Source organism: Pseudomonas sp. NFPP28, from assembly GCF_900115535.1.
Lineage (GTDB): Bacteria > Pseudomonadota > Gammaproteobacteria > Pseudomonadales > Pseudomonadaceae > Aquipseudomonas > Aquipseudomonas extremorientalis.
This window is the reverse complement of record NZ_FOWT01000001.1, coordinates 196,197-222,882: the sequence shown is the minus strand read 5'-3', so window position 1 is coordinate 222,882 and position 26,686 is coordinate 196,197. Positions and strand designations below refer to the sequence as shown.

The 26,686-nt window shown below is 62.8% G+C and carries 27 protein-coding genes; 14 read left to right on the top strand and 13 right to left on the bottom strand.

Annotation, left to right across the window (positions count from 1 at the left end; genetic code table 11):
- Nucleotides 1-48: 48 nt before the first annotated feature.
- Together BM110_RS01120 and BM110_RS01115 are read right to left on the bottom strand one after the other, a co-directional pair.
- Entirely contained in the window at nt 49-1,491 is a 1,443-nt protein-coding gene (locus BM110_RS01120; protein WP_093512061.1) for an aldehyde dehydrogenase family protein, read from the bottom strand.
- A complete protein-coding gene (locus BM110_RS01115; protein WP_093126091.1) occupies nt 1,488-3,113 on the bottom strand; it encodes a 5-guanidino-2-oxopentanoate decarboxylase in 1,626 nt (541 codons plus the stop codon). Before BM110_RS01115 ends, BM110_RS01120 begins: the two co-directional genes overlap by 4 nt.
- Before the next feature lie 111 nt (nt 3,114-3,224).
- On the opposite strand from BM110_RS01115, the gene BM110_RS01110 reads away from it, so the two are divergent.
- Nucleotides 3,225-4,097, top strand: coding sequence for a LysR substrate-binding domain-containing protein (locus BM110_RS01110; RefSeq protein WP_093512059.1), 873 nt, complete (start codon nt 3,225-3,227; stop codon nt 4,095-4,097).
- A gap of 106 nt (nt 4,098-4,203) precedes the next feature.
- Here BM110_RS01110 and BM110_RS01105 read toward each other — a convergent pair whose 3' ends face one another.
- Nucleotides 4,204-4,818 carry an NAD(P)-dependent oxidoreductase gene (locus tag BM110_RS01105; protein ID WP_093512057.1) on the bottom strand — a complete coding sequence of 205 codons (615 nt, stop codon included), beginning with the start codon at nt 4,816-4,818 and terminating at the stop codon, nt 4,204-4,206.
- A gap of 34 nt (nt 4,819-4,852) precedes the next feature.
- A complete protein-coding gene (locus tag BM110_RS01100) occupies nt 4,853-5,719 on the bottom strand; it encodes an MBL fold metallo-hydrolase (RefSeq protein WP_093512055.1) in 867 nt (288 codons plus the stop codon).
- 104 nt (nt 5,720-5,823) lie between these two features.
- Between BM110_RS01100 and BM110_RS01095 the strand changes: the two genes are divergently transcribed.
- Together BM110_RS01095 and BM110_RS29520 are read left to right on the top strand one after the other, a co-directional pair.
- On the top strand, nt 5,824-6,729 hold the full coding sequence (locus tag BM110_RS01095; RefSeq protein WP_093512052.1) for a LysR family transcriptional regulator: 906 nt from the start codon (nt 5,824-5,826) through the stop codon (nt 6,727-6,729).
- 98 nt (nt 6,730-6,827) lie between these two features.
- Nucleotides 6,828-7,004: a hypothetical protein gene (locus tag BM110_RS29520; protein ID WP_165447907.1), complete on the top strand. Its 177-nt coding sequence runs from the start codon at nt 6,828-6,830 to the stop codon at nt 7,002-7,004.
- On the opposite strand, the gene BM110_RS01090 is transcribed toward BM110_RS29520, so the two are convergent.
- Nucleotides 6,997-7,875 carry a helix-turn-helix domain-containing protein gene (locus BM110_RS01090; protein WP_093512050.1) on the bottom strand — a complete coding sequence of 293 codons (879 nt, stop codon included), beginning with the start codon at nt 7,873-7,875 and terminating at the stop codon, nt 6,997-6,999. The genes BM110_RS29520 and BM110_RS01090 overlap by 8 nt on opposite strands.
- A 189-nt stretch (nt 7,876-8,064) precedes the next feature.
- On the opposite strand from BM110_RS01090, the gene pobA reads away from it, so the two are divergent.
- Both pobA and BM110_RS01080 read left to right on the top strand, forming a co-directional pair.
- Nucleotides 8,065-9,249 carry a 4-hydroxybenzoate 3-monooxygenase gene (gene pobA, locus BM110_RS01085; protein ID WP_175538835.1) on the top strand — a complete coding sequence of 395 codons (1,185 nt, stop codon included), beginning with the start codon at nt 8,065-8,067 and terminating at the stop codon, nt 9,247-9,249.
- 66 nt (nt 9,250-9,315) lie between these two features.
- Complete coding sequence (locus BM110_RS01080) at nt 9,316-10,833, top strand: MDR family MFS transporter (protein ID WP_093512045.1); 1,518 nt, start codon at nt 9,316-9,318, stop codon at nt 10,831-10,833.
- Between the two features lie 15 nt (nt 10,834-10,848).
- On the opposite strand, the gene BM110_RS01075 is transcribed toward BM110_RS01080, so the two are convergent.
- From BM110_RS01075 to BM110_RS01065, 3 genes are read right to left on the bottom strand one after another with little or no spacing between them, the layout of a single operon-like run.
- Nucleotides 10,849-11,688, bottom strand: coding sequence for a cache domain-containing protein (locus BM110_RS01075; RefSeq protein ID WP_093512043.1), 840 nt, complete (start codon nt 11,686-11,688; stop codon nt 10,849-10,851).
- A 54-nt stretch (nt 11,689-11,742) separates the two neighbouring features.
- Nucleotides 11,743-12,213, bottom strand: coding sequence for a cyanase (gene cynS / locus BM110_RS01070; protein WP_071488970.1), 471 nt, complete (start codon nt 12,211-12,213; stop codon nt 11,743-11,745).
- A gap of 27 nt (nt 12,214-12,240) precedes the next feature.
- Nucleotides 12,241-12,870 (bottom strand): carbonic anhydrase, encoded by a 630-nt coding sequence (locus tag BM110_RS01065; protein WP_093512041.1) that lies wholly within the window; start codon nt 12,868-12,870, stop codon nt 12,241-12,243.
- Nucleotides 12,871-12,981: 111 nt separating this feature from the next.
- Here BM110_RS01065 and cynR point away from each other — a divergent pair, with 111 nt between their 5' ends.
- The gene (cynR, locus tag BM110_RS01060) at nt 12,982-13,848 is read left to right on the top strand and encodes a transcriptional regulator CynR (protein ID WP_093512039.1); all 867 of its coding nucleotides are present in this window, start codon (nt 12,982-12,984) and stop codon (nt 13,846-13,848) included.
- On the opposite strand, the gene BM110_RS01055 is transcribed toward cynR, so the two are convergent.
- A complete protein-coding gene (locus tag BM110_RS01055; RefSeq protein WP_093126116.1) occupies nt 13,823-14,593 on the bottom strand; it encodes a transporter substrate-binding domain-containing protein in 771 nt (256 codons plus the stop codon). The genes cynR and BM110_RS01055 overlap by 26 nt on opposite strands.
- Nucleotides 14,594-14,938: 345 nt before the next feature.
- Between BM110_RS01055 and BM110_RS01050 the strand changes: the two genes are divergently transcribed.
- The 6 genes from BM110_RS01050 to BM110_RS01025 all read left to right on the top strand — a co-directional run bounded on the left by BM110_RS01050 (nt 14,939) and on the right by BM110_RS01025 (nt 22,755).
- Nucleotides 14,939-16,309 (top strand): glutamine synthetase family protein, encoded by a 1,371-nt coding sequence (locus BM110_RS01050; protein ID WP_092247308.1) that lies wholly within the window; start codon nt 14,939-14,941, stop codon nt 16,307-16,309.
- A 101-nt stretch (nt 16,310-16,410) separates the two neighbouring features.
- On the top strand, nt 16,411-17,010 hold the full coding sequence (locus BM110_RS01045) for a class I SAM-dependent methyltransferase (protein ID WP_093512037.1): 600 nt from the start codon (nt 16,411-16,413) through the stop codon (nt 17,008-17,010).
- A 122-nt stretch (nt 17,011-17,132) separates the two neighbouring features.
- Nucleotides 17,133-18,266, top strand: coding sequence for a ribonuclease D (gene rnd / locus BM110_RS01040; protein ID WP_092247314.1), 1,134 nt, complete (start codon nt 17,133-17,135; stop codon nt 18,264-18,266).
- Nucleotides 18,263-18,556 (top strand): YcgL domain-containing protein, encoded by a 294-nt coding sequence (locus BM110_RS01035; protein WP_071488977.1) that lies wholly within the window; start codon nt 18,263-18,265, stop codon nt 18,554-18,556. The genes rnd and BM110_RS01035 overlap by 4 nt, the downstream gene beginning before the upstream one ends.
- 107 nt (nt 18,557-18,663) lie before the next feature.
- A complete protein-coding gene (locus BM110_RS01030) occupies nt 18,664-19,596 on the top strand; it encodes a D-2-hydroxyacid dehydrogenase (RefSeq protein ID WP_093512035.1) in 933 nt (310 codons plus the stop codon).
- Nucleotides 19,597-19,734: 138 nt separating this feature from the next.
- Nucleotides 19,735-22,755, top strand: a complete 3,021-nt coding sequence (locus tag BM110_RS01025; protein WP_139220305.1) for an OspG family effector kinase — start codon at nt 19,735-19,737, stop codon at nt 22,753-22,755.
- A 40-nt stretch (nt 22,756-22,795) separates the two neighbouring features.
- Here BM110_RS01025 and BM110_RS01020 read toward each other — a convergent pair whose 3' ends face one another.
- Nucleotides 22,796-23,380 carry a nitroreductase family protein gene (locus BM110_RS01020; protein ID WP_058425096.1) on the bottom strand — a complete coding sequence of 195 codons (585 nt, stop codon included), beginning with the start codon at nt 23,378-23,380 and terminating at the stop codon, nt 22,796-22,798.
- Nucleotides 23,381-23,534: 154 nt separating this feature from the next.
- Here BM110_RS01020 and BM110_RS01015 point away from each other — a divergent pair, with 154 nt between their 5' ends.
- The gene (locus tag BM110_RS01015) at nt 23,535-23,984 is read left to right on the top strand and encodes a YcgN family cysteine cluster protein (protein WP_003172524.1); all 450 of its coding nucleotides are present in this window, start codon (nt 23,535-23,537) and stop codon (nt 23,982-23,984) included.
- Between the two features lie 13 nt (nt 23,985-23,997).
- Nucleotides 23,998-25,218, top strand: coding sequence for a hypothetical protein (locus BM110_RS01010; RefSeq protein WP_093512030.1), 1,221 nt, complete (start codon nt 23,998-24,000; stop codon nt 25,216-25,218).
- Here BM110_RS01010 and BM110_RS01005 read toward each other — a convergent pair.
- The 3 genes from BM110_RS01005 to BM110_RS00995 form a co-directional block, all read right to left on the bottom strand.
- Nucleotides 25,215-25,565: a YgaP family membrane protein gene (locus BM110_RS01005; protein ID WP_093512028.1), complete on the bottom strand. Its 351-nt coding sequence runs from the start codon at nt 25,563-25,565 to the stop codon at nt 25,215-25,217. The genes BM110_RS01010 and BM110_RS01005 overlap by 4 nt on opposite strands.
- Nucleotides 25,566-25,633: 68 nt before the next feature.
- Nucleotides 25,634-26,101, bottom strand: a complete 468-nt coding sequence (locus BM110_RS01000; protein WP_093512026.1) for an RNA methyltransferase — start codon at nt 26,099-26,101, stop codon at nt 25,634-25,636.
- Between the two features lie 170 nt (nt 26,102-26,271).
- Nucleotides 26,272-26,646, bottom strand: coding sequence for a YajD family HNH nuclease (locus BM110_RS00995; RefSeq protein WP_025858458.1), 375 nt, complete (start codon nt 26,644-26,646; stop codon nt 26,272-26,274).
- Nucleotides 26,647-26,686: the final 40 nt, after the last annotated feature.

Sequence of the window (26,686 nt, the reverse complement as noted above, 5' to 3'; positions counted from 1 at the left end):
TAAAAATTGCGCTGGTCAAAATGTGAGAGGGGTCAGGCCCCTCCCACATTAGATAGACCGGATCACATGCTTGATCTCCTGGAAAGCCGCCAGCCCCCACGGTCCCAGCTCGCGGCCGATGCTGCTCTGCTTGTAACCACCCCACGCGGTCTGCGGGAAGATCACTTGCGGCGCGTTGATCCATACCAGCCCGGCCTGCAAGGCATTCGCCACACGCTCGGCGGTTTCGGCATGGCCGCTGACCACACTCGCCACCAGGCCGAAGTCGCTGTCGTTGGCCAGGGCGATCGCTTCTGCCTCGCAGGTAAAACGCCGGACACAGAGCACCGGACCAAAGATCTCTGCGTTCCACAACGCACTGTCCAGCGGCACGTCGGTGAACACTGTGGGGCGAATGAAAAAGCCCTTGGGCAAGTCCGCCGGGCGTTCACCGCCGCACAGCAAGCGGGCGCCGTCCGCGATTGCGCGCTGGATATGTCCCAGCACCCGCTGATACTGGGTACGGTTGATCAGCGCACCCATTTCCACGTCATCGGCAAACGGGTCCGCCACGCGAATCGCTTCGGCCCGCGCCTGCACACGCACCAGGAATTCATCGGCGAGCGTGTCAGCCACCAACACGCGACTGGTGGCTGAACACATCTGCCCGGCGTTGAAAAAACCGCCACCACAGGCCAGTTCCACCGCCAGGTCCAGGTCGGCATCCGCCATTACCAGCAGCGAAGACTTGCCGCCCAGTTCCAGGCTCACGCCCTTGATGGTTTCGGCCGCGCGCTGCATCACCTGCACGCCAACGGCGTTACTGCCGGTAAAGGAAATCTTCGCTACTCGACGGTCCGCCGCCAACGGCGCGCCGACATCCAGGCCTGTGCCGCACACCAGGTTGAACACGCCAGCGGGCAAGCCTGCCTCGGCGATGATCCGCGCCAACTGCAACTCGGCCAACGGCGTGACTTCCGAGGGCTTGAGCACCACGCAGCAACCGGCGGCCAGGGCCGGGGCGAGTTTCCAGGCGGTGGTCACCATCGGGAAATTCCACGGCACGATCAGCCCCACCACGCCGCAGGGCTCGCGGCGCATACGTGCGCTGAAGTCATCGCCGGGCAACGCCACCGGCTGGTCCTGAGCGGCGTCCATTTCTTCGGCAACGCTGGCGTAGTACTCGAACGTGGCGATCACATCGTCCACATCAATTGCGGCTTCAAACAGTGGCTTGCCGTTGTTGCTCGATTGCAGGTGCATCAACTGTTCGCGCTGCTCGCTCACGCCCTGGGCGATCTTGCGCAGCAGGGCGGCGCGATCACGGCCGGTGCTGTTCGACCATTCGCTGAAGGCCGCGCTGGCGGCGTCGACCGCCTGGGTCACCGCCGTCGCATCGCCGACGCTGACCCGGGCCAATACCGCCTCGGTGGCCGGGTTGATCACCTCGAGTACGGCTTGGCCGGCTTGCCACGCGCCGTCGATGTAGATCCCGTTCGACACCGCGCTCATACCGCCACCTCCTTCATCCACAGGCCTTGGTCGATTTCGATCAGCGTCGGCCCTTGGCGATCAGCGGCGCTGCGCAGTGCCGTCCGCAGATGCGCGATGCCCTGGATGCTTTCAGCGGCACAGCCCAACGCCTTGGCTACGCCGATAAAGTCCGGCGTATAGATGTCCACACCCACCGGCTCGATGGCGCGGTTGACCATGTATTTCTTGATCTCTTCATAGCCCTGGTTATTCCACAGCAGCACGATGATCGGCGTGCGCGCCTCCACGGCGCTGGCCAGTTCCGGCAGGCTGAATTGCAGGCCGCCGTCACCGATCAGGCACACCACCGGTTGCCCGTCGCCACGCCCCAGCCACGCCCCGATAGCGGCGGGCAGGGCGTAGCCCAGGGTGCCGTAGCCGGTGGACGAGTTGAACCAGCGGCGCGGGTGGTCGAGGTTCAGGGTCAGGTTGCCGCTGTACACCGGTTGGGTCGAGTCGCCGACCAGCACAGCGTTGGGCAACTCCTCCAGGACGGTGTCGAGGAACCGGGTTTGTGCGCGGGTGGCGGCGTCCCAGCCGGGGTTCAGTTCGGCCCACAAGCGTGCAACACGCGCCGCGCCCCACGCGCGATTGCGGGGCGGCAAGGGTTTGCTGTTCAACTCGACCAGCAGCGCTTCGGCGGCGATTTGTGCATCGGCCACCAAGGCAACCTGCGGCGGATAGTTGCGCACGGTCTGGTCCGGGTCGATGTCGATGCGCAGCAACGCACCGGGAATCCCGAAGCCGCCGGCGAAGGTGACGTCGTAGTCGGTTTCCGCCAGCTCGGTGCCGATGGCCAACACCACGTCCGCTTCGGCGACCAAGGCGCGGGTGGCGACCAGGGTCTGGGTCGAGCCGATCAACAGCGGATGGTTGGCAGGCAGCATGCCCTTGGCATTGATCGTCAGGGCCACCGGCGCGCCGAGGGCTTCGGCCAGTTGCGTGAGTTCTGCGGCTGCATCGATGGCGCCGCCACCGGCCAGGATCAAGGGCTGCCTGGCCGCTGCGAGCAACTGGCTCATCTGCTTGATCGCCGATGGCGCGGCACCGGCGCGCGCCACGCTGACCGGTTCACTGCCCAGCAGTGCGTCGGCGTTTTCTACCAATACATCCAACGGGATTTCGATATGCACCGGGCGTGGTCGTCCGGCCTGGAACAACGCAAAGGCACGCGCCAACACGCCGGGCAACTCGGCCGCCGACATCAGCGTATGGGAGAACGCCGCCACGCCGGCGATCATCGCGCCCTGGTTCGGCAGCTCATGCAGCTTGCCGCGCCCGCCGCCCAATTGGCTGCGCGACTGTACGCTGGAGATCACCAGCATCGGGATCGAGTCAGCGTAGGCCTGGCCCATGGCGGTGGTGATATTGGTCATGCCGGGGCCGGTGATGATGAAGCACACGCCGGGCTTGCCGCTGGTGCGCGCATAACCGTCGGCCATGAAGCCGGCGCCCTGTTCGTGGCGCGGGGTGACGTGGCGGATGCTGGAACGGGCCAGGCCGCGATACAACTCCACGGTATGCACGCCGGGGATGCCAAACACCTGGTCCACGCCATAGCCTTCCAGGAGGTTGACCAATACTTCGCCGCAGGTCGCCATAAACGTCGCTCTTGTTGTTGAGATAAGGCGTTATTGGACCGGCTGGCCGGTAGCGGCAACAATCGATAAAAAGTCATACTAGCCATGTCCTCACGTCATGGCTGCGCCCCGATGAAACGCCTCCCGCCGCTGCCCGCGTTGCACACCTTCTGGGTCACGGCCCAATGCTGCAACTTCACCCGCGCCGCCGAGCAACTGCACATCACCCAGGGTGCCGTGAGCCGGCAGGTTGCCGGGCTGGAAAGCCACCTGGGCTACGCGCTGTTCCAACGCCAGGCGCGGGGCTTGAGCCTGACCGAGGAGGGGCGTGAGTGGTCGTTGCGCGCCCAGCAGGTCTTCGGTCTGATCGGCGAGGCGGTGGAGCAGATCGGCAGTCGCCGCCAGGTCCTGCAACTCAAGGCCTCCACCTGTGTGATGCGCTGGTTGTTGCCACGCCTGATGCAGTGGCAGAAGGAGCGTCCGGATGTGCCGGTAGCGCTCACTACCACCGTGGCCTACACCGTGGACTTTCGCCGCGAGCAATTCGATGCGGCGGTGATCTATGCGCCCATCGCCGAGCAGTCGGCCGAGGCGCGGCATCTGTTCGATGAACAACTCACCCCGGTCTGCACGCCCGCGCTGCTCGGTGTGCTGCACAGCCCGGCAGACTTGCAGCAACAGGTGCTGCTGCACCCCACGCGGGATGAACGGGACTGGGCGTTGTGGCTGAAAGCGGCGAAGACGCGACTGAGTAACCTGAGCCAGGGGCATCATTTTGAGACGCTGGATTTGGCGATGACGGTGGCGTCGCAAGGCTCCGGTGTGGCGATAGGCGACCGCGCGTTGATTGGCGACGATTTGAAGGCCGGGCGGTTGGCGACGCCGTTTGAGCTGCGGGTGCCGACGGGGATGGGCTATTACCTGGTGTATCCACCGGGCACCGAGCCTTCGGCGGGGCTTGAAGCGTTGATGGATTGGTTGGTCACCCAAGCCAAAATCTCCTGACATTCATCTATCAAATGTGGGAGGGGGATTGCCCCCGATTGCAGTGTGCCAGTCAATACAGGTGTGACTGATCGACCGGTATCGGGGGCAAGCCCCCTCCCACATGTTAGTAGCCGACAGTGAAACGCTGGCGCGGGTGCTTGGGTGTTTCGACTTCGTCGATCAAGGCGATGGCGTAGTCGGCAAAGCTGATCCAGCTGCGACCTTCACTGCTCACCAGCAGATCGTCCTGGCCCACGCGGAATTGACCGGTGCGCTCGGTCTCGACGAACTCCGCCGAAGGCGACAGGAACGTCCAGTCCAGTTCCTTTTCCTGACGCAGCGTGTCGAGAAACGCGGCACCTGCACTGGCTTCGGCTTTGTACTCAGCCGGGAAACCTGCGCTGTCGATCACCCGACCGCCACCCGGCAACAACAGCGAACCGGCACCGCCCACCACCAGCAGGCGTTTCACCCCGGCTTTCTTTACCGGCCCGATCACGGCGCTGGCCGGTAGGGTGGCGAAGTGCGCGGCGCTGATCACCACGTCACTGCCGCTGATGGCCTGTTGCAGGGCCTCTGCGTCCAGGGCATCAACCTGCTTGACGGTGACGCCAGGGCGCGCCGCCAGCGTGTCGGTGTTACGTGCAATGGCCACAACGCTATGCCCGCGACGCAGGGCTTCTTCCAGCAGTTGGCTACCGGCACGGCCGGTGGCTCCAATGATTGCGATCTTGCTCATGACGTTCTCCAGTACGGTTAAGGTTTGAAACGGTTCACCACTTCATTTCGCCCTTGGCGACTTTGGCGCTGAGTTCCAGCGAGCTTTCGTCGGCGAGGGTCGGGTAACGCTGTTTCATGGCCGCGATCAGGGTCGCGGAATCCTTGGCCTTGGCGGTTTCGGCGTCGAAGGCCTTGATGTAGTCGGCGGTAAATTTCACGGATTGAACAGATGGCGTACCCAGGTAATGGCCAGGGATCACGGTGCGCGGTTGCAGGTCTTCAATGCGTTGCAGGGTGGCCAGCCAGTCTTTGTGGGACTGCGCGCTCTGGGTGTCGGCCATCCACACATGAATGTTTTCGGCGACGACCACGCCACCGACCACGGCCTTGATCGAAGGGATCCACACAAAACTGCGATCCGGCTGTGGGCCGTCCAGGCCGATTACCTCCAGTTGCTGGCCTTCCAGGCTCAAGCTGTGGCCTTCGAGGACCTGCGGCACGATAGTGTTGGCCGGCTTGTCCGCACCCATTTTCGGGCCCCAGAACTCAAGCTTGCCGGCGACGGTGGCCTTGATGTGATCGACCACCGGTTGCGGCGCCAGTACCTTGGCGTCGGGGAAGGCGGTGGTGAGGGTGTCGAGGCCGAAGTAGTAGTCCGGGTCGCCGTGGCTGATGTAGATGGTGGTCAGGTGTTTGCCGCTGGCGTGGATCTTCTGCACCAGTTGTTCGGCCTGGCCTTTGCCGAACTGGGCGTCGACCAGGACCGCATCCTTGGCGCCGCTGACCAGCACCGAGGTGACCGGGAAGATCGCGGCGTCGCCAGGGTTGTACACCTCCAGCTTCAGCTCGGCGGCGGCCGCGTGGGCGGCGAAGGCCAGGGCGGCGGTGGCCAGGGTCAGGCGCTTGAGGGGGGAGAACATCGGGCAGCTCCAGCATCGGTAAAGGATGCACAGAGCTTAGTTGCACAAAACCAGACTAAAAATGCGATGCTGGGACATAGTTTGTTTCTGAAATCGGGCAAATCATGGACCGTCTCCAAGCAATGCGCGTGTTTGTCACCGTGGTGGACCTGGGCAGCCAGTCCGCCGCCGCCGATCATCTGGACCTGTCGCGCCCGGTGGTGTCGCGCTACCTGGCCGAGCTGGAAGACTGGGTCGGCGCACGCCTGCTGCACCGCACCACGCGCAAGCTCAGCCTTACGGCGGCCGGCGGCGAAACCTTGCCGCGCTGCCGACAATTGCTGGAGCTGTGCTGCGATATGCAAGCCGCCGTCAGCGAGCCGGATGACGCGCCCCGTGGCCTGCTGCGCCTGAGCGTCAGCACCTCGTTCGGCCAGGCGCAATTGGCCGCGGCCATCGCCGAGTACGTCAAGCGTTACCCGTTGGTAACCGTCGATCTGCAAATGCTCGACCGCACGGTGAACCTGGTGGATGAGCGCATTGACCTGGCCATCCGCACCAGTAACGACCTGGATCCCAATCTCATTGCGCGCCGCCTGACCCTGTGTCGCTCGGTGGTGTGCGCCTCGCCGGCGTATCTGCTGGAGCATCCAGCCCCGCAGAAAGTCGAAGACCTGGCCGGGCACAACTGCGTGACTCACGCCTACTTCGGCAAAAGCCTCTGGCATTTCGAAGAGGGCGGTGAGCCTGTCTCGGTGCCGGTTCACGGCAATATCACCGGCAATGAGTCGAGCACCTTGTTGCGCGTGACGCTTGCCGGAGCGGGGGTGTCGTTGCTACCTAGCTACGAGGCCGGTGATTACATCCGCCGTGGCGAACTGGTGCGCCTGCTGCCCGACGCCGAGCCCCGGCAGATGAACATCTACGCGGTGTACGCCTCGCGCAAGCACATGCCATCGGCGCTGCGCAGCCTGTTGGATTTTCTGGTGCTGAGGTTCCCGGAGGAGCCTGCGTGGGACGTCGGTCTGTAGGGCGACATAAACCTGTTGAATGTCGCCCGATAATGGCAACTCGCCCTGGTTGACCTATGCTTTAAACAGCACCGTTTAGATCCGCAGAGGTCTGTGCCATGAGCATTAAAACCAGAAAGTACCTGATGATTGTCACCCTGTGCGCCATCGCCAGCGCGCTTTACGGGACCGCTGCCTACCGTGTTGAACTGACCCGCATGCAGCCGACTTTTGCGATCAGCTGCCATCAGGACCAATGCGTGCCGCATACCGGCAGTTTCAGTGCGCTCAGGTAATCGGCTGTTGAGCCTTGAGTTGCTCGCGAAACGCCTTGGGTGAGAACCCGACCCGTCGGCGGAACAGCCGCGAGAAGTTGGTCGGGTCGGAAAAACCCAGCACTTCCGACATTTCATTGATGGTCATGCTGGTGTAGGTCAGCAGGCGCTTGGCTTCCAGCAATTGGCGGTCGTGCATGATCTGCAGCGCAGGCTGCCCACCCAGTTCCCGGCATGTGCCGTTGAGGTGTGACACCGAGATGCCCAGCTTGTGGGCCAGATCCTCGATCTTCGGGTGTTCACGGTAATGCTGCTCGACCAGTTGGGTGAAGCGGCGGAAGTATTCACGCCCCCTCGGCGCCCGTGGGTGGCGCTTCTGGATGGCCTGGCGGCTGATCCACACCAGCAGCACGCTGACCAGCGCGTGCATCATCATGTCCCTGGCCGGTTGTGCGTCGGCGTATTCATCCTGCAAGCGGGCGAACTGGCTGTTCAGGTAATCACTGTCCTTGCCCGCCGGGTAACTGCCCAGGGACTGCAAACCGTCCACCGTCGCCCCCAGTTGTGTCTGCAGGTGGCTGACCAGCGGCGCCGCGAGGGTTACCACGTAGCCTTCGACATCCTCGGGAAACCGAAAACCGTGCACACACAGCGGCGGCAGGACTTGCAGCGTCGCTTCGTTCAGCGTGGTGCGCTGCCCTTCGATTTCCAATTGTGCCTGACCTTTGTGCACATACAGCAACTGGCACAGATCCGCGTGCCGGTGGGGCTGGATTTCCCACTGGTATTCCCGACTGCGCCGGGAAATGGTTTCGCAGTGCAACAAATCGGGGGTTGGCCATTGCTGGTTTTCCCCGTAAAGCTTGAAGACCGGAATCGCGGTTTTGATCATGGTTTCAATCCGATACTCAGGAGAGTGGTGCGGTAATCGCCCCGATTGGCAAAAAGCGCAGGCTTTGGCTCAGTTTTCACCTTCTTATGCCGGCCACTCAAGTGAAAAATGTCAGCAACAAGACCAATGACAACTCTTTCACTCAATCCGTTCGAGTGGAACTTGCGGACCATAAAAATAATGAAAACGCTGAAAACCCAAGTCGCCATTATTGGCGCCGGTCCCTCCGGACTGTTGCTCGGCCAACTGCTGCACAACGCCGGTATCCAGACTCTGATCCTGGAGCGCCAGAGCGCCGATTACGTACAAGGCCGCATCCGTGCCGGGGTGCTGGAACAAGGCATGGTCGACCTGCTGCGGCAGGCGGGCGTCAGCCAGCGCATGGACAACGAAGGCCTGGTGCATGAGGGCTTCGAGCTGGCGCTCAATGGCCAGCTGACCCACATCGACCTCAAGGCGCTGACCGGCGGCCAGACGGTCATGATCTACGGCCAGACCGAAGTCACCCGCGACCTGATGGCCGCCCGTGCTGCCGCGGGCGCCATCACCCTGTATGAAGCCCATGACGTGCAACCGCACGACCTCAAAAGTGATCGACCCTGGCTGACTTTCGAACATCAGGGCGAAGCCTTTCGCCTGGAGTGCGACTATATCGCCGGTTGCGATGGTTACCACGGTGTTGCGCGCCAATCGATCCCGGCTGAATCACTGAACGTCTTCGAACGGGTCTACCCTTTCGGCTGGCTCGGTATCCTCGCCGATACGCCGCCGGTTCACCCTGAACTGGTGTACGCCAAACATCCGCGTGGCTTCGCCTTGTGCAGCATGCGATCGCCGACGCGCAGCCGTTATTACCTGCAAGTGCCGGTGCAAGAGCCGCTTGATGAATGGTCCGATGCGCGCTTCTGGGACGAACTGAAAACCCGTCTGCCCAGCCACCTGGCAGCCGACCTGGTGAGCGGTCCGTCGATCGAGAAGAGCATCGCGCCGCTGCGCAGCTTTGTGGTGGAGCCGATGCAGTACGGGCGTCTGTTCCTGCTCGGCGATGCCGCGCATATCGTGCCGCCCACCGGGGCCAAGGGCTTGAACCTGGCGGCCAGTGACGTGAGCACCCTCTATCGGATTCTGCTGAAGGTCTACGGTGAAGGACGGGTGGATTTGCTGGAGCGCTATTCCGCCATCTGCCTGCGGCGGGTGTGGAAGGCCGAGCGGTTTTCCTGGTGGATGACCTCGATGCTGCATCAGTTTCCCGAGGCGGATGGCTTCAGCCAGCGCATCGCCGAGAGTGAACTCGATTACTTCATCCACTCCGAGGCCGGGCGCAAGACCATCGCCGAAAATTACGTCGGGCTTCCTTACGAAGCTATCGAATAGCCTGCTATCGTATCGAGCATTTCCGCGGGCCGCCTTTTCCCGCGGGCCCTGTTCGAAGGTCTTGCCGTGACGCACCTCAATCAGACCGTTCCGCCGCTGCCCGCCGTGCGCAGCATCCTCGCCTCACTGATGATGGCGATCTTCCTGGGGGCCTTGGACCAGACGATTGTCGCCGTGTCCATGCCCGCGATCTCCGCTCGATTCCATGACGTCAACCTGCTGGCCTGGGTCATCTCCGGCTACATGGTGGCGATGACCGTGGCGGTGCCGATCTACGGCAAGCTGGGCGACCTGTACGGGCGGCGGCCGATGATGCTGATCGGCATGGGCCTGTTTACCCTGGCCTCGCTGTTCTGCGGCATGGCGCAAAGCATGGAGCAACTGGTGCTGGCGCGGATCCTCCAGGGCATCGGCGCGGGCGGCATGATCTCGGTGAGCCAGGCGATCATCGGCGACATCATCCCGCCCCGCGAACGCGGGCGCTACCAGGGCTATTTCAGCAGCATGTACGCGGTGGCCAGCGTGGCCGGGCCGGTGCTCGGCGGCTACATGACCGAGTACCTGTCGTGGCGCTGGGTATTCCTGATCAACCTGCCATTGGGCGCCGGCGCCTGGTACGTGGCCCATCGCACGCTGGTGGGGCTGCCGGTGCCGCAGCGCAAGCCGATCATCGATTACCTCGGCACGTTGCTGATGATCATCGGCCTGACCGCGTTGTTGCTGGGCATTACCGAAATCGGTCAGGGCCATCATTGGCGCGACGATCAGGTGCTCGGCTTGCTGGCGTGTGCGCTAGTGGCGTTAACGGTGTTTGTCTGGCATGAACGGCGCGCCCGGGAGCCGTTGTTGCCGATGCATCTGTTCGCCAACCGCAGCGCGGTGTTGTGCTGGTGCACGATTTTCTTCACCAGCTTCCAGGCGATTTCCCTGACGGTGCTGATGCCGCTGCGCTATCAGACGGTGACAGGCTCAGGCGCTGACAGCGCGGCCCTGCACCTGCTGCCCCTGGCGATGGGCTTGCCGATGGGCGCCTATTTTGCCGGGCGCATGACCTCGGTGACCGGCCGCTATAAACCGATGATCCTCAGTGGCGCCTTGCTGAGCCCCTTTGCGATTCTTGGCATGGCCTTGAGCGCGCCCCAGGCGGTGGGGCTGACGGCGATGTTCATGTTGCTGTGCGGGATTGCGGCCGGCATGCAATTCCCCACTTCGCTGGTGGGCACGCAGAACTCGGTGGAACAACGCGACATCGGCGTCGCCACCAGCACCACCAACCTGTTCCGTTCCCTGGGCGGGGCGGTAGGGGTGGCGTGCATGTCGGCGCTGTTGCTGGCGCTATTGCAGGACTCCAGCTTCGCCCACCTGGCCAGCGGTGCGCTGGTGGCCGAGGGCAGTTCCGGCAACGTGCTGCTCGACGGTCTCAACGCAGCCCCCGGCCCGGCGCAGGACGCCCTGCGCGGGGAACTGGCGGTGACCTTCCGGCATTTGTTGATGGTGAGCGCAGCGGTGTCGCTGCTGGGGCTCGCGGCCGCTGTCGCAATGCCCAACCGGGTACTGCGCGGCCGTGAAGACAAAGCTAAGTAGCCGGCAGGACACCATTCACGGGCTGTAGTAACCCACCGCCACCATGAAATGCCCGGCCTTGCGCACATACGCATGCTTGTTCTCGACCTTGTCGGTCACCGGGTTTTTCCAGCGGTACTTGTATTCGCCCTGGTCCTGCTCGGCCATCAGCTTCAGGATCGGCTCGCCCACCGGCCTGCCATCGGGGTCCTTGATCTTGCTGAAGTCGGTGTTGATCAGGCGCAGGTTGGTGCCATGGGCCACATAGCGCTGGGTATCGAGGTCGACCACGAACACGTAGAGGTCATCCTGCAGGAAACCGCCCTGCAAGGAATTGATGGCCTGGAGCGTGCCGGTTTCATCCTTGAGCAGTGCGTTCACCGCCTTGTTGCGCAGGGCGCGGGCCTGTTCCGGAGTGGCCCGGGGCAGGTAGTAACCCACCGCCAGGATGCGTTCGCCCACGCGTTGATAAAACACGTGCTTGTGCTCGACCTTGCCGTCGTTCCAGTTCTGCCAGCGGTAATCGGCCTGTTGGATGCCCTGGCCTTCCGGCACCTTGAGCGCGTCCTTGAATGACTGGCGCAACTCCGGCCCGAGCACCTCGGACACGTCGCGGCCGATCAAGGCGGAAGAGGGCCCGCCACTGGCCAGCAGCACGCCCCGGGTGTCGACCACGAACACATAGCGGTCATGGTCGACAAACTCGCCCTGGCGACTGAAGGCGGCAAACGCCTTGTCGCCATTGCCCTGGTAGTAAGCCAAGGCTTTTTCCAGCAGCGCCTTGGCGGCCTGGGCGTCCTCATCCTGAGCCGTCGCGGCGTGCACCTGGCTGAAACACAACAGCAGCAGCCAGGTGGTTCGAAGCAGTGCCTTCATTACCCGTCCCTCGATCTTGTTGGTGTGACAAGAGCGTAGACGGTCGCGGGCCACTCAGAAGGGTTTGGTCGGCAGGTACTTGCCATCCAGGGTGATCACAGCGCGCGAGCCGCCGTCCGGGTCCTCGACCTTCTTGATGTCCAGCTTGAAATTGATCGCACTGATGATGCCGTCACCGAATTGCTCGTGGACCAGCGCCTTGAGGGTCGAGCCGTAGACCTGGAGCATTTCGTAGAAGCGATACATCGTCGGGTCCGTCGGCACACCGCCGGGGAAGCTGCCGCGCAGGGGCACGCTTTGCAGCAGGCGGCTGGCGTCCTGGTCCAGGCCGAGTTTGTCGCACACTACATCAGCCGCCTCCTTGGGCAACGGGTGCTGGCCGAGCAGGGCGGCGGTGACAAATGCCAGGCTCAGCCCGGTGCCGTCGGTGAGGTCCTGCCAGGACAGGTTCTTGCGCGCCTTGAGTTCGATCACGGTATCGGCCAGGGCCAGGCGTGGGGTTTGGGCGAAGTGGGATTGCAACATGGTGGTGTCCTCTTTGGTTGGAATAGGTCAGGCAGCGTGAATCTGATCCAGCAGCGACACAAAGCCACCGCTGCGTTCGTCCAGGGCGTCGATGGCACCGCTCTCGATGTCGTACACCCAGCCATGCAGGGTCAGCCGGCCTTGCCCGAGCGCCAGGGCGACCGAAGGGTGGGTCTTGAGGTTGGCCAGTTGCGCGATCACGTTTTCGCGCACCAATGAACTCAGGCGGGCGGCGTCCGAGGCATGCTCGCGGGCGGCGTTGACCAGCCTGGCCGACTCGGCGTGGCGCAACCAGTTGGCCACGGCCGGCAGGTGGTCCAGGCATTTGCAGGTGGAGATCGCGGTCATGGCGCCGCAGTCGGAATGGCCGCAGATCACGATGTCGCGCACCCCCAGCACCGCCACTGCGTATTCGACCGTGGCCGACACACCGCCCGGCTCCGGGCCGTAGGACGGCACGATGTTGCCGGCGTTGCGGATCACGAATAGATCGCCGGGTTCCTGCTGGGTCAGCAGTTCCGGGACCACCCGGCTGTCGGAACAGGACACGAACAACGTGCCGGGGTTCTGGGTGGTGGCCAGGTGTTTGAACAGGTCGCTGCGTTGGCCAAAGACTTCTGACTGGAACTTGCGAAAGCCGTTGATGAGGTCTTGCATGGGGTTCTCCTTGCGTCGCTGATGGGGCAAGGATGGAAGTTTTCAGCTATAGCGTCCAAGACCGGCTTATTATGGTTTCTATAAGTCATGCCTATAGCTGGAGGGCCGCCGATGCTGTTGCGCCATATCCGTTACCTGCTGGCCGTTGCCGAGCACCGTAATTTCACCCGCGCTGCCGAGGCGCTGCACGTGTCGCAGCCGACCTTGTCGCAACAGATCAAACAGCTGGAAGACACCCTCGGCGCGCCGTTGCTGGACCGCTCCGGGCGCAGTGTCAGCCTCACCGATGCCGGCGCCGCCTATGTGCGCTTTGCGCGCCTGGCCTTGCAGGACCTGCAGGCCGGCACGCGGGCCATGCATGACGTACAGGACTTGAGCCGGGGCAGCCTGCGCCTGGCGATGACGCCGACCTTCACCGCGTACCTGATCGGCCCTTTGTTGGCGCGGTTCAACGCCCTGTATCCGGGAATCACCCTGAGCATCGAAGAATTGACCCAGGATCGCATGGAAACCGCGCTCACCGAGGACCTGCTGGATATCGGCATCGGTTTTACCGGCGAGCATCTGCCGGACATCGAGTGCGAAGGGCTGTTTGCCGAAGCGTTGAGCGTGGTGGTGGGGGCTGGCCATCCAGGGGTGGAAGACCGGCAGTGGCTGGAGCAGCCGATGGTATTGCTCAACTCAGGCTTTGCGACGCGGCGCTACATCGATGGCTATTGCCGCGAGCAAGGGGTAAAGCCGTTGATTGCGATGGAGGCCAACTCCATCAGTGCGATCATTGAAATCGTGCGCAACACCCACCTGGTAACCATCCTGCCCAGTGCGATTGCCCAGGCCCAGCCGGAGTTGCGCGCGGTCGCCCTTGAACCTGCGTTACCGCAACGCAACGTGGCACTGCTCAGTCGCCGGGGCGCCTATCGCAGCGCCGCGTGCCGGACCTTTGTCGCGTTGATCAAGGCGCCGCCAGCCACTGATTGACGATGCCGTCGTACACGCCGGTGGCGACGCTCAGGTGCAGCCATTGGTCGACATAGCTCTTCCACGCCACGTCATCGCGGGGCAGCAGGAAGGCTTTCTCGCTGTATTGCATCTGCCGTTCCGGGTTGACCGCGCATAGCCCGGGCTTGAGCTTTTGCTGGTAACGCGCTTCGCTGGCGTCGGTGATCATCACGTCGGCCTTGCCGGCCAGCAGTTCGTCAAAGATGGTCACGTTGTCGTGCAAACGGATTTGCGCCTGGCCCAGATGGGCACGGGCAAACACTTCGTTGGTGCCGCCCGCCGGTTCGATCACGCGCACATTCGGCTGGTTGATCTGCTCGACACGCTGGTAACGCTGCACGTCGGCACAGCGCACCAGGGGGATCTTGCCGTCGACGCCGAGGGCCTGGCTGAAGAAGGCTTTTTTCTGGCGCTCCAGGGACACCGAAATGCCGCCCACGGCGATGTCGCAGCGCTGGGCGAGGAAGTCCGGCATCAGGCTTTTCCAGGTGGTGGGCACCCAGTGGATCTTGGCGTTGAGGCTCTTGGCCAGGGATTCGGCCATGGCAATGTCGATGCCTTCATAGGTGCCGTCGGCGCGTAGCGAGGTGTAGGGCTTGTAGTCACCGGTGGTGCAGACGGTGAGTGTGCCGCGCTCGAGCACCTGGTCAAGGCGCGAGGGCGCGGTGTCGGCCACGGCGCTGGTGGCCAGGCCGAGTACACACAGGGCGAAAAGAGCTTTCATGCGGTCGAGTCCTTGGGGCATGGTCGGGGCGGCCATTATTTCCAGCGTGGGGCAGGGTGGCAAGGCACGCTGAATGTTTAGCCAAGTTGCAACCAAACTCCGTCAACCCTGAATTTAATTGCCCTGCGCCGGCGTGTGACGCTGGTAGTTATCTCTTGCACTGTGACCCCCGCATGGACGGCTCCTCCGACACTCACTCCGCGATACTGCCGTCTGCCCTCGCGTTCTGGGCCCTGTTCCACTGCCGGCACGCCCGCCCACCAGATACCGCATTCCTACGTTGATCCATCCTGTTCGATGGCGTGCACCTGCGCGCCTGCCCGACCCCTACGTATGAGAATGCCCATGAGTGTCTTTGCCTGCCTGCAGGAAGCCCAGTCTTTCCTTGAACAACACCCGGACATCGAGATGTTCGAGCTGTTTATCCTCGACAACAATGGCGTGCCACGCGGCAAGTGGCTGCACCGCGACGAACTGCTGGCGGTGTACGAGAGCGGACGGCCTTTGCCCAGCACCATCCTCGGCCTGACCATCAACGGCGACGATGTGGAAAACTCCGGCCTGGTCTGGGAGGTGGGCGATATCGACTGCCGCGCCTACCCGATCGGTGGCAGTCTGCAGCGCATGCCGTGGCGGCTGATCCCCACTGCGGCGGTGCAAGTCAGCATGCACCCCACCGAAGGTCTGCCTGCCACCGTGGCCGACCCACGGCACCTGCTGGCCAAGGTGATCGACGGGCTCAAGGCCGACGGTTACTACCCGGTGATGGCGGCCGAGTTGGAGTTCTACCTGCTGGACCAGAAGCCTGACGCCAATGGCCATCCGCAACCGGCACGCGATGTGGACGGCGGGCGACCGCGCTCGACCCAGGTCTATGGCCTGCGCGAACTGGAGCAGATCGAGCCATTCCTGGCCGACCTCTACAGCGCCTGCAAGCTGCAAGGTATTCCGGCGCGCACCGCCATTTCCGAATACGCGCCGGGCCAGGTGGAGATCACCCTGGAACATCGCACCGATGCCCTGCAAGCCATGGACGAAGCGGTGCGCTACAAACGCCTGGTCAAGGGCGTGGCGCATAGACACGGGATGACCGCGTGCTTCATGGCCAAGCCGTTCGACGACCTGGCTGGCACCGGTATGCACATGCACGTGAGCCTGGCGGACGCCGAGGGCCATAACCTGTTCGCCAGCGAGGCCGCTGATGGCACGCCGCTGTTGCGCCAGGCAGTGGGCGGCATGCTCAGTACCTTGCTCGACTCATTGCTGATGTTCTGTCCCAACGCCAACTCCTACCGGCGTTTCCAGACCAACAGCTACGCGCCGCTGGCCGCCACCTGGGGAGTGGACAACCGCACCGTCAGCCTGCGGGTGCCGGGCGGGCCGGCCAATTCGCGGCATATCGAACACCGTATCTGCGGTGCCGACGCCAATCCCTACCTGGCGGCTGCCGCGATCCTGGCCGGGATCCATCGCGGCATCCGCGAGCAACGTGACCCCGGCGCCCCGGTGGAAGGTAACGGCTATGCCCAGGCCAAGACGCTGCTGCCCACCGACTGGCTGACCACCCTGCGCGCACTGGAGGCTTCCAGTTGGGCACGGGAAGCGTTTGGCAGTGAGTTCCTTGGCGTGTACCTGGCGGTAAAACGCGCCGAATACCGCCAGTTCATGGGCGAGGTCGGGGAGCAAGACTGGCGGTGGTATTTGCATCAGGCGTGATCGATCGGGTGGCAATCACGGTTTCGACCTTTTTTTCACGTTGCGCTGGTTAAGCTGCAAATCAAGGTCGTTCACAGCCGTTTCACCCATATGAGCCCGCGATGTCGCCACACACGCCTTCCTCCATCGAGATTGAATACGCCGAGCGCTGCGGTCGTGAGCACGCCAGGGTCTGCGGCGACACGCGCCCGCCCGGGCTGACGCAGCGCCTGGCGGCCTGGCGCAGCGAGTGGTTGGTGCGTCAGGCCTTGAAGGTTGCGGGTGAGCCGGGCCTTATCCTCGACCTGGCCTGCGGGTCGGGGCGCTTCTGGCCGGTGCTGGCCGAACACGTCAACCGGGTTATCCTGGCGTCGGACAACTCCCAGGACATGCTCGACCACGCGCTTACCCACCACGCGGCGGCGTTGCTCAAGCGGGTCAAGACATTCCAGGGGTCGGCGTTTTCCATCGGCTTGTCGGCGAATGCGGTGGACTGCATTTTCTGCCTGGAATTGTTTCGCCATGTGCCCGGCAGTGAAGGGCGCCAGGCGTTGCTGCGCGAGTTTCATCGGGTCAGCCGCGACTCGGTGATTGTCTCTGTGCCTTCTCGTACAAGCGTTGAGGACGAGTTCCGCCAGGCCGGTTTCAAGGTCCTGAGCCATCACGAGTTCATGCCGGGCTCCAACCTGTGGCGGGTCTACGTTCTTCGTAAGAGAGGATAACTCCCGCCTGTCGGACTATTCTTCATCTCCTGTCTGAGTTTTCATGGTCGGCTGTGCACTGCGGATGCTCGCTAGCCCCTTTCGCGATATATACTGCGCGCCATTCTTCAAGGGAGAGCCGTGTGGCCATCGATATTCACTGGATCTGCGACAACGATAGCCTCGGCCAGCATTGCGCCGAATGGCAGCAGTTGCCATTCGTCGCCCTCGACACCGAATTCATGCGGGTCGACACCTTTTACCCCATTGCCGGGCTGATCCAGATCGGTGATGGCGTGCGCGCTTACCTGATCGATCCCCTGACCATCGACAACTGGCAACCCCTGGCTGCGCTGCTGGAGAACCCGGCGGTGATCAAGGTGCTGCATGCCTGCAGCGAAGACCTCGAAGTATTGCTGCGCCTGACCGGCAGCCTGCCCGCGCCGTTGTTCGACACCCAATTGGCGGCGGCTTACCTGAACCTCGGTTTCTCCATGGGCTACTCGCGCCTGGTGCAAGCCGTGCTGGACATTGAGCTGCCCAAGGGCGAGACCCGTTCGGACTGGCTGCAGCGGCCGTTGTCCGAGACCCAGGTCAGCTACGCCGCCGAAGACGCGGTGCATTTGGCCGAGGTCTATACGCGGCTGCGTCCGCAACTGTCCGACGACAAGTACGCCTGGGTCCTGGAAGACGGTGCCGAGCTGGTCGCCAACCTGCGCCGCGAAGTCGACCCGTACGAGGTGTACCGCGACGCCAAGCTGGCGTGGAAACTGTCCCGCGCCCAGCTCGCCGTGCTGCGTGAACTGTGCGCCTGGCGCGAGCAGCAAGCCCGCGCGCGTGACTTGCCGCGCAACCGCATCATTCGCGAACACTCGCTGTGGCCCCTGGCCAAATCCCAGCCGGATAACCTCGCCGCCCTGGGCAAGATCGAAGACATGCACCCGCGTACCGTGCGTCAGGACGGCCAGTTCCTGCTGGACCTGATCAAGCGTGCCGGCAGCGTGCCCATGGACCAATGGCCGCCCGCCGTTGCCGAGCCTTTGCCGGTGGATGCCGCCGCACTGATCAAGCAACTGCGCGCCCTTGGCCAGGCTGAGGCCGAACGCCTGGACATGGCGCCGGAACTGATGCTGCGCAAGAAAACCCTCGAAGCCCTGGTCAAGAGTGGCTACCCCGATGGGCCTTACCAATTGCCAGACTCGCTGCGTGGCTGGCGCCGCGAGTTGATGGGCCAGGCGCTGCTCGACAGCCTGGCCACCGCCGGAGAACAGCCTTGAAACGTATTTGCTCCATCTACCGCAGCTCCAAACGCACCGGTATGTACCTCTATGTACTCAAGAGCGATGCCCTTGAACGTGTGCCTGAAGCGCTGATCACGATTTTCGGCAAGCCGGCCCACGCGTTTGACCTGGTGCTGACGCCCGAGCGCAAGCTGCAACAGGAAGACATCGTGCAAGTCCTGGAAAACCTCGACAAACAGGGCTACCACCTGCAAATGCCGCCGGCCGAGGACGAGTACATCGAACACTTGCCCGAAGAGCTGCTGCGCCGCAACGACCCGATGTGATCGACCGGTGCCCCATCCGGGGCACTCGCTTCAATGGAATCGTATAAGTGGGCGGTGGCCGTAAGGATGCGGGCGGCCGTCCGTACTGTTTTTGAAAGGTTTTATGCATGCGTGTTCTGATTGCTGAACAGGATCACCCGCTCTACGCCCAATTGCTCGGCGAAGCGGCACCGGACCTTGAAGTGCTGACCAGCGGCGACTCGGCCGAGTTGTCGCGCCTGGCCGCCGATTGCCCGGTATGGCTGGGCCAGCCGGACCTGTTGGCGACGCTGCTGCGCCAGGGCCATCACCCGCAATGGCTGCAATCGACTTGGGCCGGTATCACCCCGCTGCTGGCCGAGGGCCTGCCGCGGGATTATCGACTGACCCGTGCCGTGGGTATCTTTGGCCAGGTCATGGCTGAATTCGTGCTCACCTACATGCTCGGCCACGAGCGCGAAGTACTGGCGCGCCTGGTGAGTCAGGTCGAGCGCAAATGGGACAACCGCATGGGCCAGAGCCTGGCCGGGCGCAAGGCGTTGATTGTCGGCACCGGCGATATCGGCCAGCGTGTTGCCGAGTTTCTCGTGCCGTTTGGCGTGAAACTGTACGGTATCGCCAGTACTGCACGTGAGCAGGCGCCGTTTATCGAGGTGGCCGGGCTCGACCAGTTGGGCCGTCTGGTGGGCGAGGTGGACTACGTGATCAACCTGCTGCCCAACACGCCGAGCACCCACGACCTGTACGACGCGTCGCTGTTCAAGCAATTCAAGCCGACCGGGCTGTTTATCAACGTCGGACGCGGGGTGGCGGTGGTGGATGCCGACCTGGTCGAAGCCTTGAAGGAAGGACACCTGGCCGGTGCAGTGATCGATGTTTGCCGCCAGGAGCCATTGCCGCAACGGCATCCGTTCTGGACCGCCTGGGGGCTGTTGCTGACCGGGCACAGTTCCGCGCCGACCTCGCCGGAATTGATGGTGGAACTGTTTGTGCAAAACCTGCGGGCGTACCAGGCCAAGAACGCATTGCGCGGGGAAGTGGATTTCGACCGCGGTTACTGATCACGCCTCACCGTCCCGCTGGAACCGTTTTGCCAGGTTCCAGCACCAAGAGTGACTCCTTGGCCACGGACGCTGAACACCATGACCGCTATCGACGCTGCTCACCGCGTTTCCGCCCCGCTTGTTCAAGCGGGCAATGTGAATACTCCCCTCCCGGCCGTCACCGGTCCAAGTGAAACAGCCACGGCTGCACCGGCACCTGCTCCCGTACTGGGTAATTTCGGCGGGGCGCTGTCCTGGCCGGTTCCGCTGACTGAATCGCAGCGGCAAGCCATCCTCGACCTGATGCCGGACAGTCGCAAAGGCGTGCTGGGGGATTTGCTCAGCGGTAGCGCGGTGACCGACGCCGACTTGAAAACCCTGGCACTTGCCCTGCAAAAACTGCTGGCTTCACCCAAAGCTCAGGCACTGAAGCAGGTCATCCAGAGTGAACTCGGTGGTTTGCCGACAGACGCGAGCAACCAGGATTACGTGATCGCCGCTCTCCAGCTAGGGCTGGATCCGCTGAACTCGATCCACGGATTTATCCGGGGGCAAAGCGGCTACCGGGGGCAGCCAGCTTCAGTGGTGATCGAAGGCGTGGGTGCCCATCTGGTCGAACAAGGGCGGGCCACGCCTCAAACCGCGACATTTGCGGCGCGCTTGCTCCTTGCCTTGAGGGCTCCCGAGTTTCTGGTCAAGGACATCCCCGCCAATGTGACTTACGGCAGCCTCATCTGGGCGCAACTGGCGATGGCGGTCGCCAGGGTCGAAGCCGATTCGCCTGGGGCCACGCCCGCTATGAGTTATACCGAAGTCCTGGCGAAGGCCGGCCAGACCGGTTCTGACGGCCTGGATACCCAGCATGTGCAGCGTAAGGCGTTGACCGACTGGGCACTGGCCAACGGCGTGCTCGATGCCTCATCGACGTTGACCGACAGTGACCTGGAACGCGCGCGCAACGCCTACAACAGCCAATTGAGCACGCTGATGAAAGCCAGCGCCGCCGTGCAGACCGAGATTCCCAGTCGCCGGGCGATGGCCCTGGCTCGACTCCAGGAATGCTTCCCCGGTGTGGACCCGAGTGTGTTCGAGATCCGTGATATCCAGAAAGCCTGGCTGAGGCCGGGACGTCCTGGGCTCTTTCCGGGCATGCATTCCATGCTCGATATCGTGATGGAGGGTGCGCCGCTGGGCCACGAAGAGCATTGGATTTCCAAGGATGCCCGCATCCCGGTCAAACGGTTCTGCCACCTGTATGAAGGCGGTACCTTCAAGGTGGCCGAGGATTTCAAGCGCCAGTATGACCTGGCTATCCAAGCCCATGAAGACGGGCACAAGGGCCTGGCCAGTTACCTCGTTTCCACCTTGGCGCAGGAAGACAGGAACAACTTCAAGCACGGCAAGCTCGAGTTCTTCCATACCAACGAATACACCATGGCCACGGATTTCCTTACCCCGCTGGCCCTCAAGACGCGCGGGCATACCCTGCATGTCAAGACAACGCGGAGTGGGGAGGTCAACGTCTATGAGATTGATACGCGCAGCGGCACGATACAAAAACAGAACCACTTGAGGGGGCGCTATACGGAGCCCTACACCGCCAGGAACATGGAGTCCAGGACCGCGAACGTCGTCAGTAAAACCGTGCTCTTTGACACCTTGAGTCCGGGACAAGGGACCAGTGGCAACCGATTCGATGCCATCGGCGAAGTGTTCGCCAGGTCCCTGGACTTGAAAAACGAAGACGTGTTGGCGTATGCCAGAGGTGTCACCTCCTACGATGAAAACCGCGCCACCAACCAGGCTGTCGGGGAGTTCTTCTTGAACCTGATCCCGTTCAGGTCGGCCATCGCCAACTTCATCAAGGGTAACTATGGTGAGGGAGCCGTTGACCTGGCGCTGGATGTGGTCGGTCTGTTGACCTTGGGGGCCGGCAAGGCCGCCCAGGCCGGCAAAGCTTTTTCCAAGGGGGTGACCAGCATTCGCGGACTATCGAAAGCGCTGCGTTTTGTTGGCCTGACAGCCATTGAAGCCTTCAACCCGGCGGCGGGGCTTGGGGATCTGGTGGTGGGAAGCGGCTGGCTGTTGTACAAGGGCGGCCGCCTGGGATTACGGGGCCTCAATAAGCTTACGGGGCGCAGCGCAAGCTATGACGTGCTGAAGGCCGCGAGCCAACAGCATGGCGTGGCCGCCACCGGGACATTCAAGGTGGCCGGCCAGACAGTGGAAGGCGGCGCGGTGCTCAAGGACGGCAAGTGGTATAGCTTTGATGCGGACCGGATGCAGGCCTATGGCAGCCCGCTGGAAGACTTCGCCGCCAAAGCGCGCGCTGTGGACGGTGCTATTGCCACCGTTGAAGTTGCGCCTGGCCGTGAGCTGAGCAACACGCTGTTTCGCGAGTACAGGGTGTCTGAATCCAACCTTGCCGGGCGCACGCGCAACAGCCAGGGCGTGTATAGGGCGGCGGATGGGCACACCGCGCATATCCGGCATATCGACAGCAGTGGCCAGGCGGCGGTCTATGAAGTGCGTGAAGTCACCCGCACGCCTGAAGGCGTGGTCCAGGCGCGCATCTACAGTGCCAATCGGCAGACCCCGCTGCTGGTGCAGCATGTGCAGGGCGACCAGTGGATGCGCTTGGGGGCAAGGGGTGGGAACCCGCCCAGCGTTGCATCAGACCTGGGGCGGATGATGGGCGGGGGCTCCGAGAGCCGTCTTTATGAAAGTCTCGACGGCATTCATGTCTATAAGGAAAACCGGGAGCCGGGTCATGTAAAAGTGCCTGATTACTTCGAGCGGCAAGCGGCTTGCCTGAATGAGTATCACGGCGAAGGGTTTGCCATGACGCTGTTCGAAAACGGCCGCGGCTATATAAAAATGAAAAAGATCGACGGAGTCGCGCTGGATGCCATTGCGCCGCGCAGTTTGCCGAAAAAAGCACAGCAGGCACTCGATGAGATGTTGGCGGACCTGCAGAAGAAAGAGATGTTTCCCAACGATGTGCAGTTGTCCAACTTCATGTATTCGGCGAAGGAAAACAAAGTCTACCCCGTGGATTTCGACTTTCCGCCCAAGGATGTCCTGCACTTTGATGAGTCGACGTTTGCGATACACCGGGATGACTTCCTGCGTGACGCCGACAAGCTCAGGGCGCAGTTCCGTCAGCTGATCGCGTAGATCGCACAACTGCCCCCTCGGGGGCAGTGTTCACCGGGCGCTACAGGCTGAAGTCACCTTCGGACACCAACTCGCTCAGTGGCTTGCGTGGGCTCGGTGCTTCACGGCCTTGCAGGTACTCCGGCAGGCTCGATTTGTCCCCCAGCTTGCCAACCGCCACGGCAGCATGCAGCGCATAGCCCTCCGGGATCTTCAGCTCTTTGCGGGTCAGTTCCTGATCGAAGCCGGCCATGCCGTGGGTGTGCCAACCGCTGAGGCTGGCCTGCAGCGCCAGGTGGCCCCAGGCGGAACCGGTGTCGAAGGTGTGCCACAGCGCCGGGGTTTCCTCCGTGGCGCCGGGGGCGGTGAAGTCGGTTTTCGAGGCGATGATCACCAGGGCCGACGCATGTTGCGCCCAGCCACGGTTGAATTCATTCAGCAAACCCAGGAAGCGCTCCCAGTCCGGCGTGTCGCGGCGCGCATAGAGAAAACGCCAGGGTTGCGAGTTGTAGGCGGAAGGGGCCCAGCGTGCGGCTTCGAAGAAGCTCAGCAGGGTTTCCTTGGAGATGCTCTCGCCGGTGAAGGCGCGAGGCGACCAGCGGTCGGTGAACTGGGTGTGGATCGGATAGTCGGCAACACGTGTCATGGAGCAGTTCCTGATCGTCAATTCGGCCCTCAAAGCTACTGCGCAGCCACTAGACTGACAAGTGTTGTAACGCCGCCAGTCGTAAGCGCTTGGATCCCGCAGCCGTGGGCACTAGACTGGCGGCCTTTTCACCTACCGATACTGATGTAGAGCCATGGCCGCCAAAGTCGAACCTTTCTGGATACGCAAAACCCTCGAACACCTCGACCAGGAGGAGTGGGAGTCGTTGTGCGACGGCTGTGGCCTGTGCTGCCTGCAAAAGCTTGAAGATGAAGACGACAACAGCGTCTATTACACGCGTATCGCCTGCAAACTGCTCGATCTCAAGACCTGCCAGTGCACCGACTACCCCAACCGTCGTGCATCGGTGCCCGATTGCATCCAGCTCACCCCGGGCCAGGCCGACCAGTTCAAATGGCTGCCACCCACCTGTGGTTACCGCCTGGTCAGCGAGCGCAAGGACTTGCCGCTGTGGCACCACCTGGTGTGCGGCGACCGTGATGCCGTGCACCATGAACGCATTTCCCAGTCCGGGCGCATGCTCAGCGAAGGCAGCGTGCCCGAGGACGACTGGGAGGATTACCTGATTTTCCGCGCGGGCTGAAAGGGGAGTGTGTATGAGGGTGGGAACCAAGCTGGCGGCGAGCCTGGTGTTGTTGCTACTGAGTCAGCCTGGGTGGTGCGCGAACAAAGTCGACCTGGATTATCACGTCAAACTGCTGCCCCAGAGCGATCAGGCCGAGGTACGCCTGAGCCTGTCCCAGGGCTCGGCGGTGCGCAGCCTGAACTTCGACCTGGGTCGCGACGGTGACTACAGCGACTTCAAGGCCGACGGCCAGTGGAGCGTCAAGGAACACCGTGGCCTGTGGCAACCCAGCGCCGACAAGGCCAGCCTGACCTACCGCGTGCGCCTCACCCACGCGCGCAAGCCGGGTATCTATGAAGCGCGGATGACACCAAGCTGGGCGCTGTTTCGCGGCGATGACCTGGTGCCGACGGCGCGGCTTGACCAGCAGGACGGCGTTGAGTTGGTCTCGCGCCTGGTGTTTGAACTGCCGGCCGGCTGGAAAAGCGTCGAAACCGCCTGGCCCCGGATCGGCAAGAACAAGTTCCGCATCGACAATGTGTCGCGCCTGTTCGACCGGCCCACCGGCTGGATGCTTGCCGGCAACCTTGGCAGTCGTCGCGTACGCCTGGGCGAAACCGACGTCACCGTGGCTTCGCCCAAGGGCCAGGCCATGCGCCGTATGGATGTGCTGACGTTGCTGACCTTCGTCTGGCCGCAGGTGGAAACGGCGTTCCCGCGTCACCCGGCCAAGCTGCTGGTGGTGGGTGCCAGCGACCCGATGCGCCGTGGTGTGTTTTCGGCGCATGACTCGATCTACCTCAACAGCCGCACGCCGCTGGTCAGCGAAAACGGCGGCAGCCCGCTGATTCGTGAAGTGGTGCAGGCGATAGGGCGTTTCAACGATCACGACACCAGTGATTGGATCAGCGAGGGCTTGGGCGAATATTACGCAATCGAGTTGCTGCGCCGCGCCGGCGGCATCACCGATGAGCGTTACCAGGCGATACAGGCGCGCTTGGCGAAGGAAGGCAAGGACGTGACCAGCCTGCGTGGCGAGCACGTCAGCGGCGCGACAGTGTCACGGGCGGTGGTGCTGCTGCAGGAGCTGGATCGCGAGATCCGCGTGAAGACTCATAACAAGCGGTCGCTGGATGACCTGACGCAAGCGGTGATGCGGGCCAGCCGCATCACCACGGCGGAGTTTGTGCAGTTGGCTGAAAGCATCATCGGCGAGTCGTCGGTGGTGCTGGACAGCAAGCTGCTACGTTAGACGCTGGTTTTGGTGGCCTTCTCGGCCGCCACTTCGGCCTTGGTCTTCAAGTTTTTCAACTCGGCCCCGGCCCGCTCGATCTTCGTACGCACGCTGTTCATTTCCTTGCGGCCCTGTTCCAGCTTGTCCTTGAGCGAGCTGTGCCCGGTGAAGCCACGGGCCAGCGCCACGCCGCCGATCGCCACCTGGATCAGGCCGAAAATCCCACCCCGGCGCAGGCCTTTGCCCACCATCATCACACCACCGGCCACCGAGCCGATGCGTTCCCAACCGTGCACGTTCTGCCTTGGCTGAGTCTCGAAGGGGGTGTGTTCGATGATAGGTCGCAAGGTTTTGCTGTCGCTCATGATCTGTCTCCAACAAGGGCTATTGATAATTAGCTGACTGCCCGCAGACGCCGGATGTTCCCGAAATATCAGTACTTGGGGCCTGAACGGGTGTTGTTGCCCTTGGCCAGGCGGTCGTAAAGGACCACGTTGACCGTGGCGGCGAGGTTCATGCAACCGGTGGTCGGGATGTAGACCACGTCTTCGCACCAGTCGCGGATCTCTTTATCCAGCGAGCCGTCTTCGGGGCCGAAAATGTACAGCGCACGGTCGGGGTGGGTGTACTCAGGCAGCGGGCGGGCGCCTTCCACCAGCTCCACGGCGACCGGGATGCAATCCAGGGGCAGAATCTTTTTCAGGTCATCGATGCCGATCAGCGGAATGTCGTGATGGACCTTCTTGGTGTCGGTGATGAAATCCCGGGCGCGCTCGTAGCGCACGCCGGTGTAGAACACCGAGGCCACGCCGTAGCAACCGGCGGCGCGCATGACCGAGCCGACGTTTTCGGGGGATTTGGGGTTGTACAGACCGATGCAGCTGTAGCGTTTATTGCCCACGGGGAAGGGTGCCTTGGAGAAAAACGGCGATTATACGGCCTTGGGGGGATGTGTTGCTTGGACGATCGCCATCGGGGGCACGCCCCCTCCCACACTAGGCCTGCGTACGCCGGTCAGAATGTGGGAGGGGGCTTGCCCCCGATGAGGCCGGTGCTAACAACAATGGACTATCAGTCGTCTTTCTTCATCAACCCCGCCAACGCCGCAAACGGGTTATGCGTGGCCTTGGCAATCGTCGGGCTGCTGGTGGAGCCTTCGCCGAAGTACTGCTGGTCGGTGTAGCGCGAGTGTTCGTTGTCGTGGCAGTACAGGCACAGCAATTCCCAGTTGGAACCGTCCTGGGGATTGTCATCATGATTGTGGTTGCGGTGGTGTACCGTCAGTTCGCTCAGGCGTTTGCCCGAGAACTCACGGGCGCAGCGGCCGCACACGTGGGGGTACATCTTCAAGGCTTTGTCGCGGTAGCCCATTTCCCGGTCGCGCTGGGCATCGGCAAGGATGCGATCCAGCTTGGCGGTGTGGGAGGGCGGGTTGGTCGAGCTCATCATGGCTCCTGGCTATTTTGTGGTTCACGGATAGGGTTGA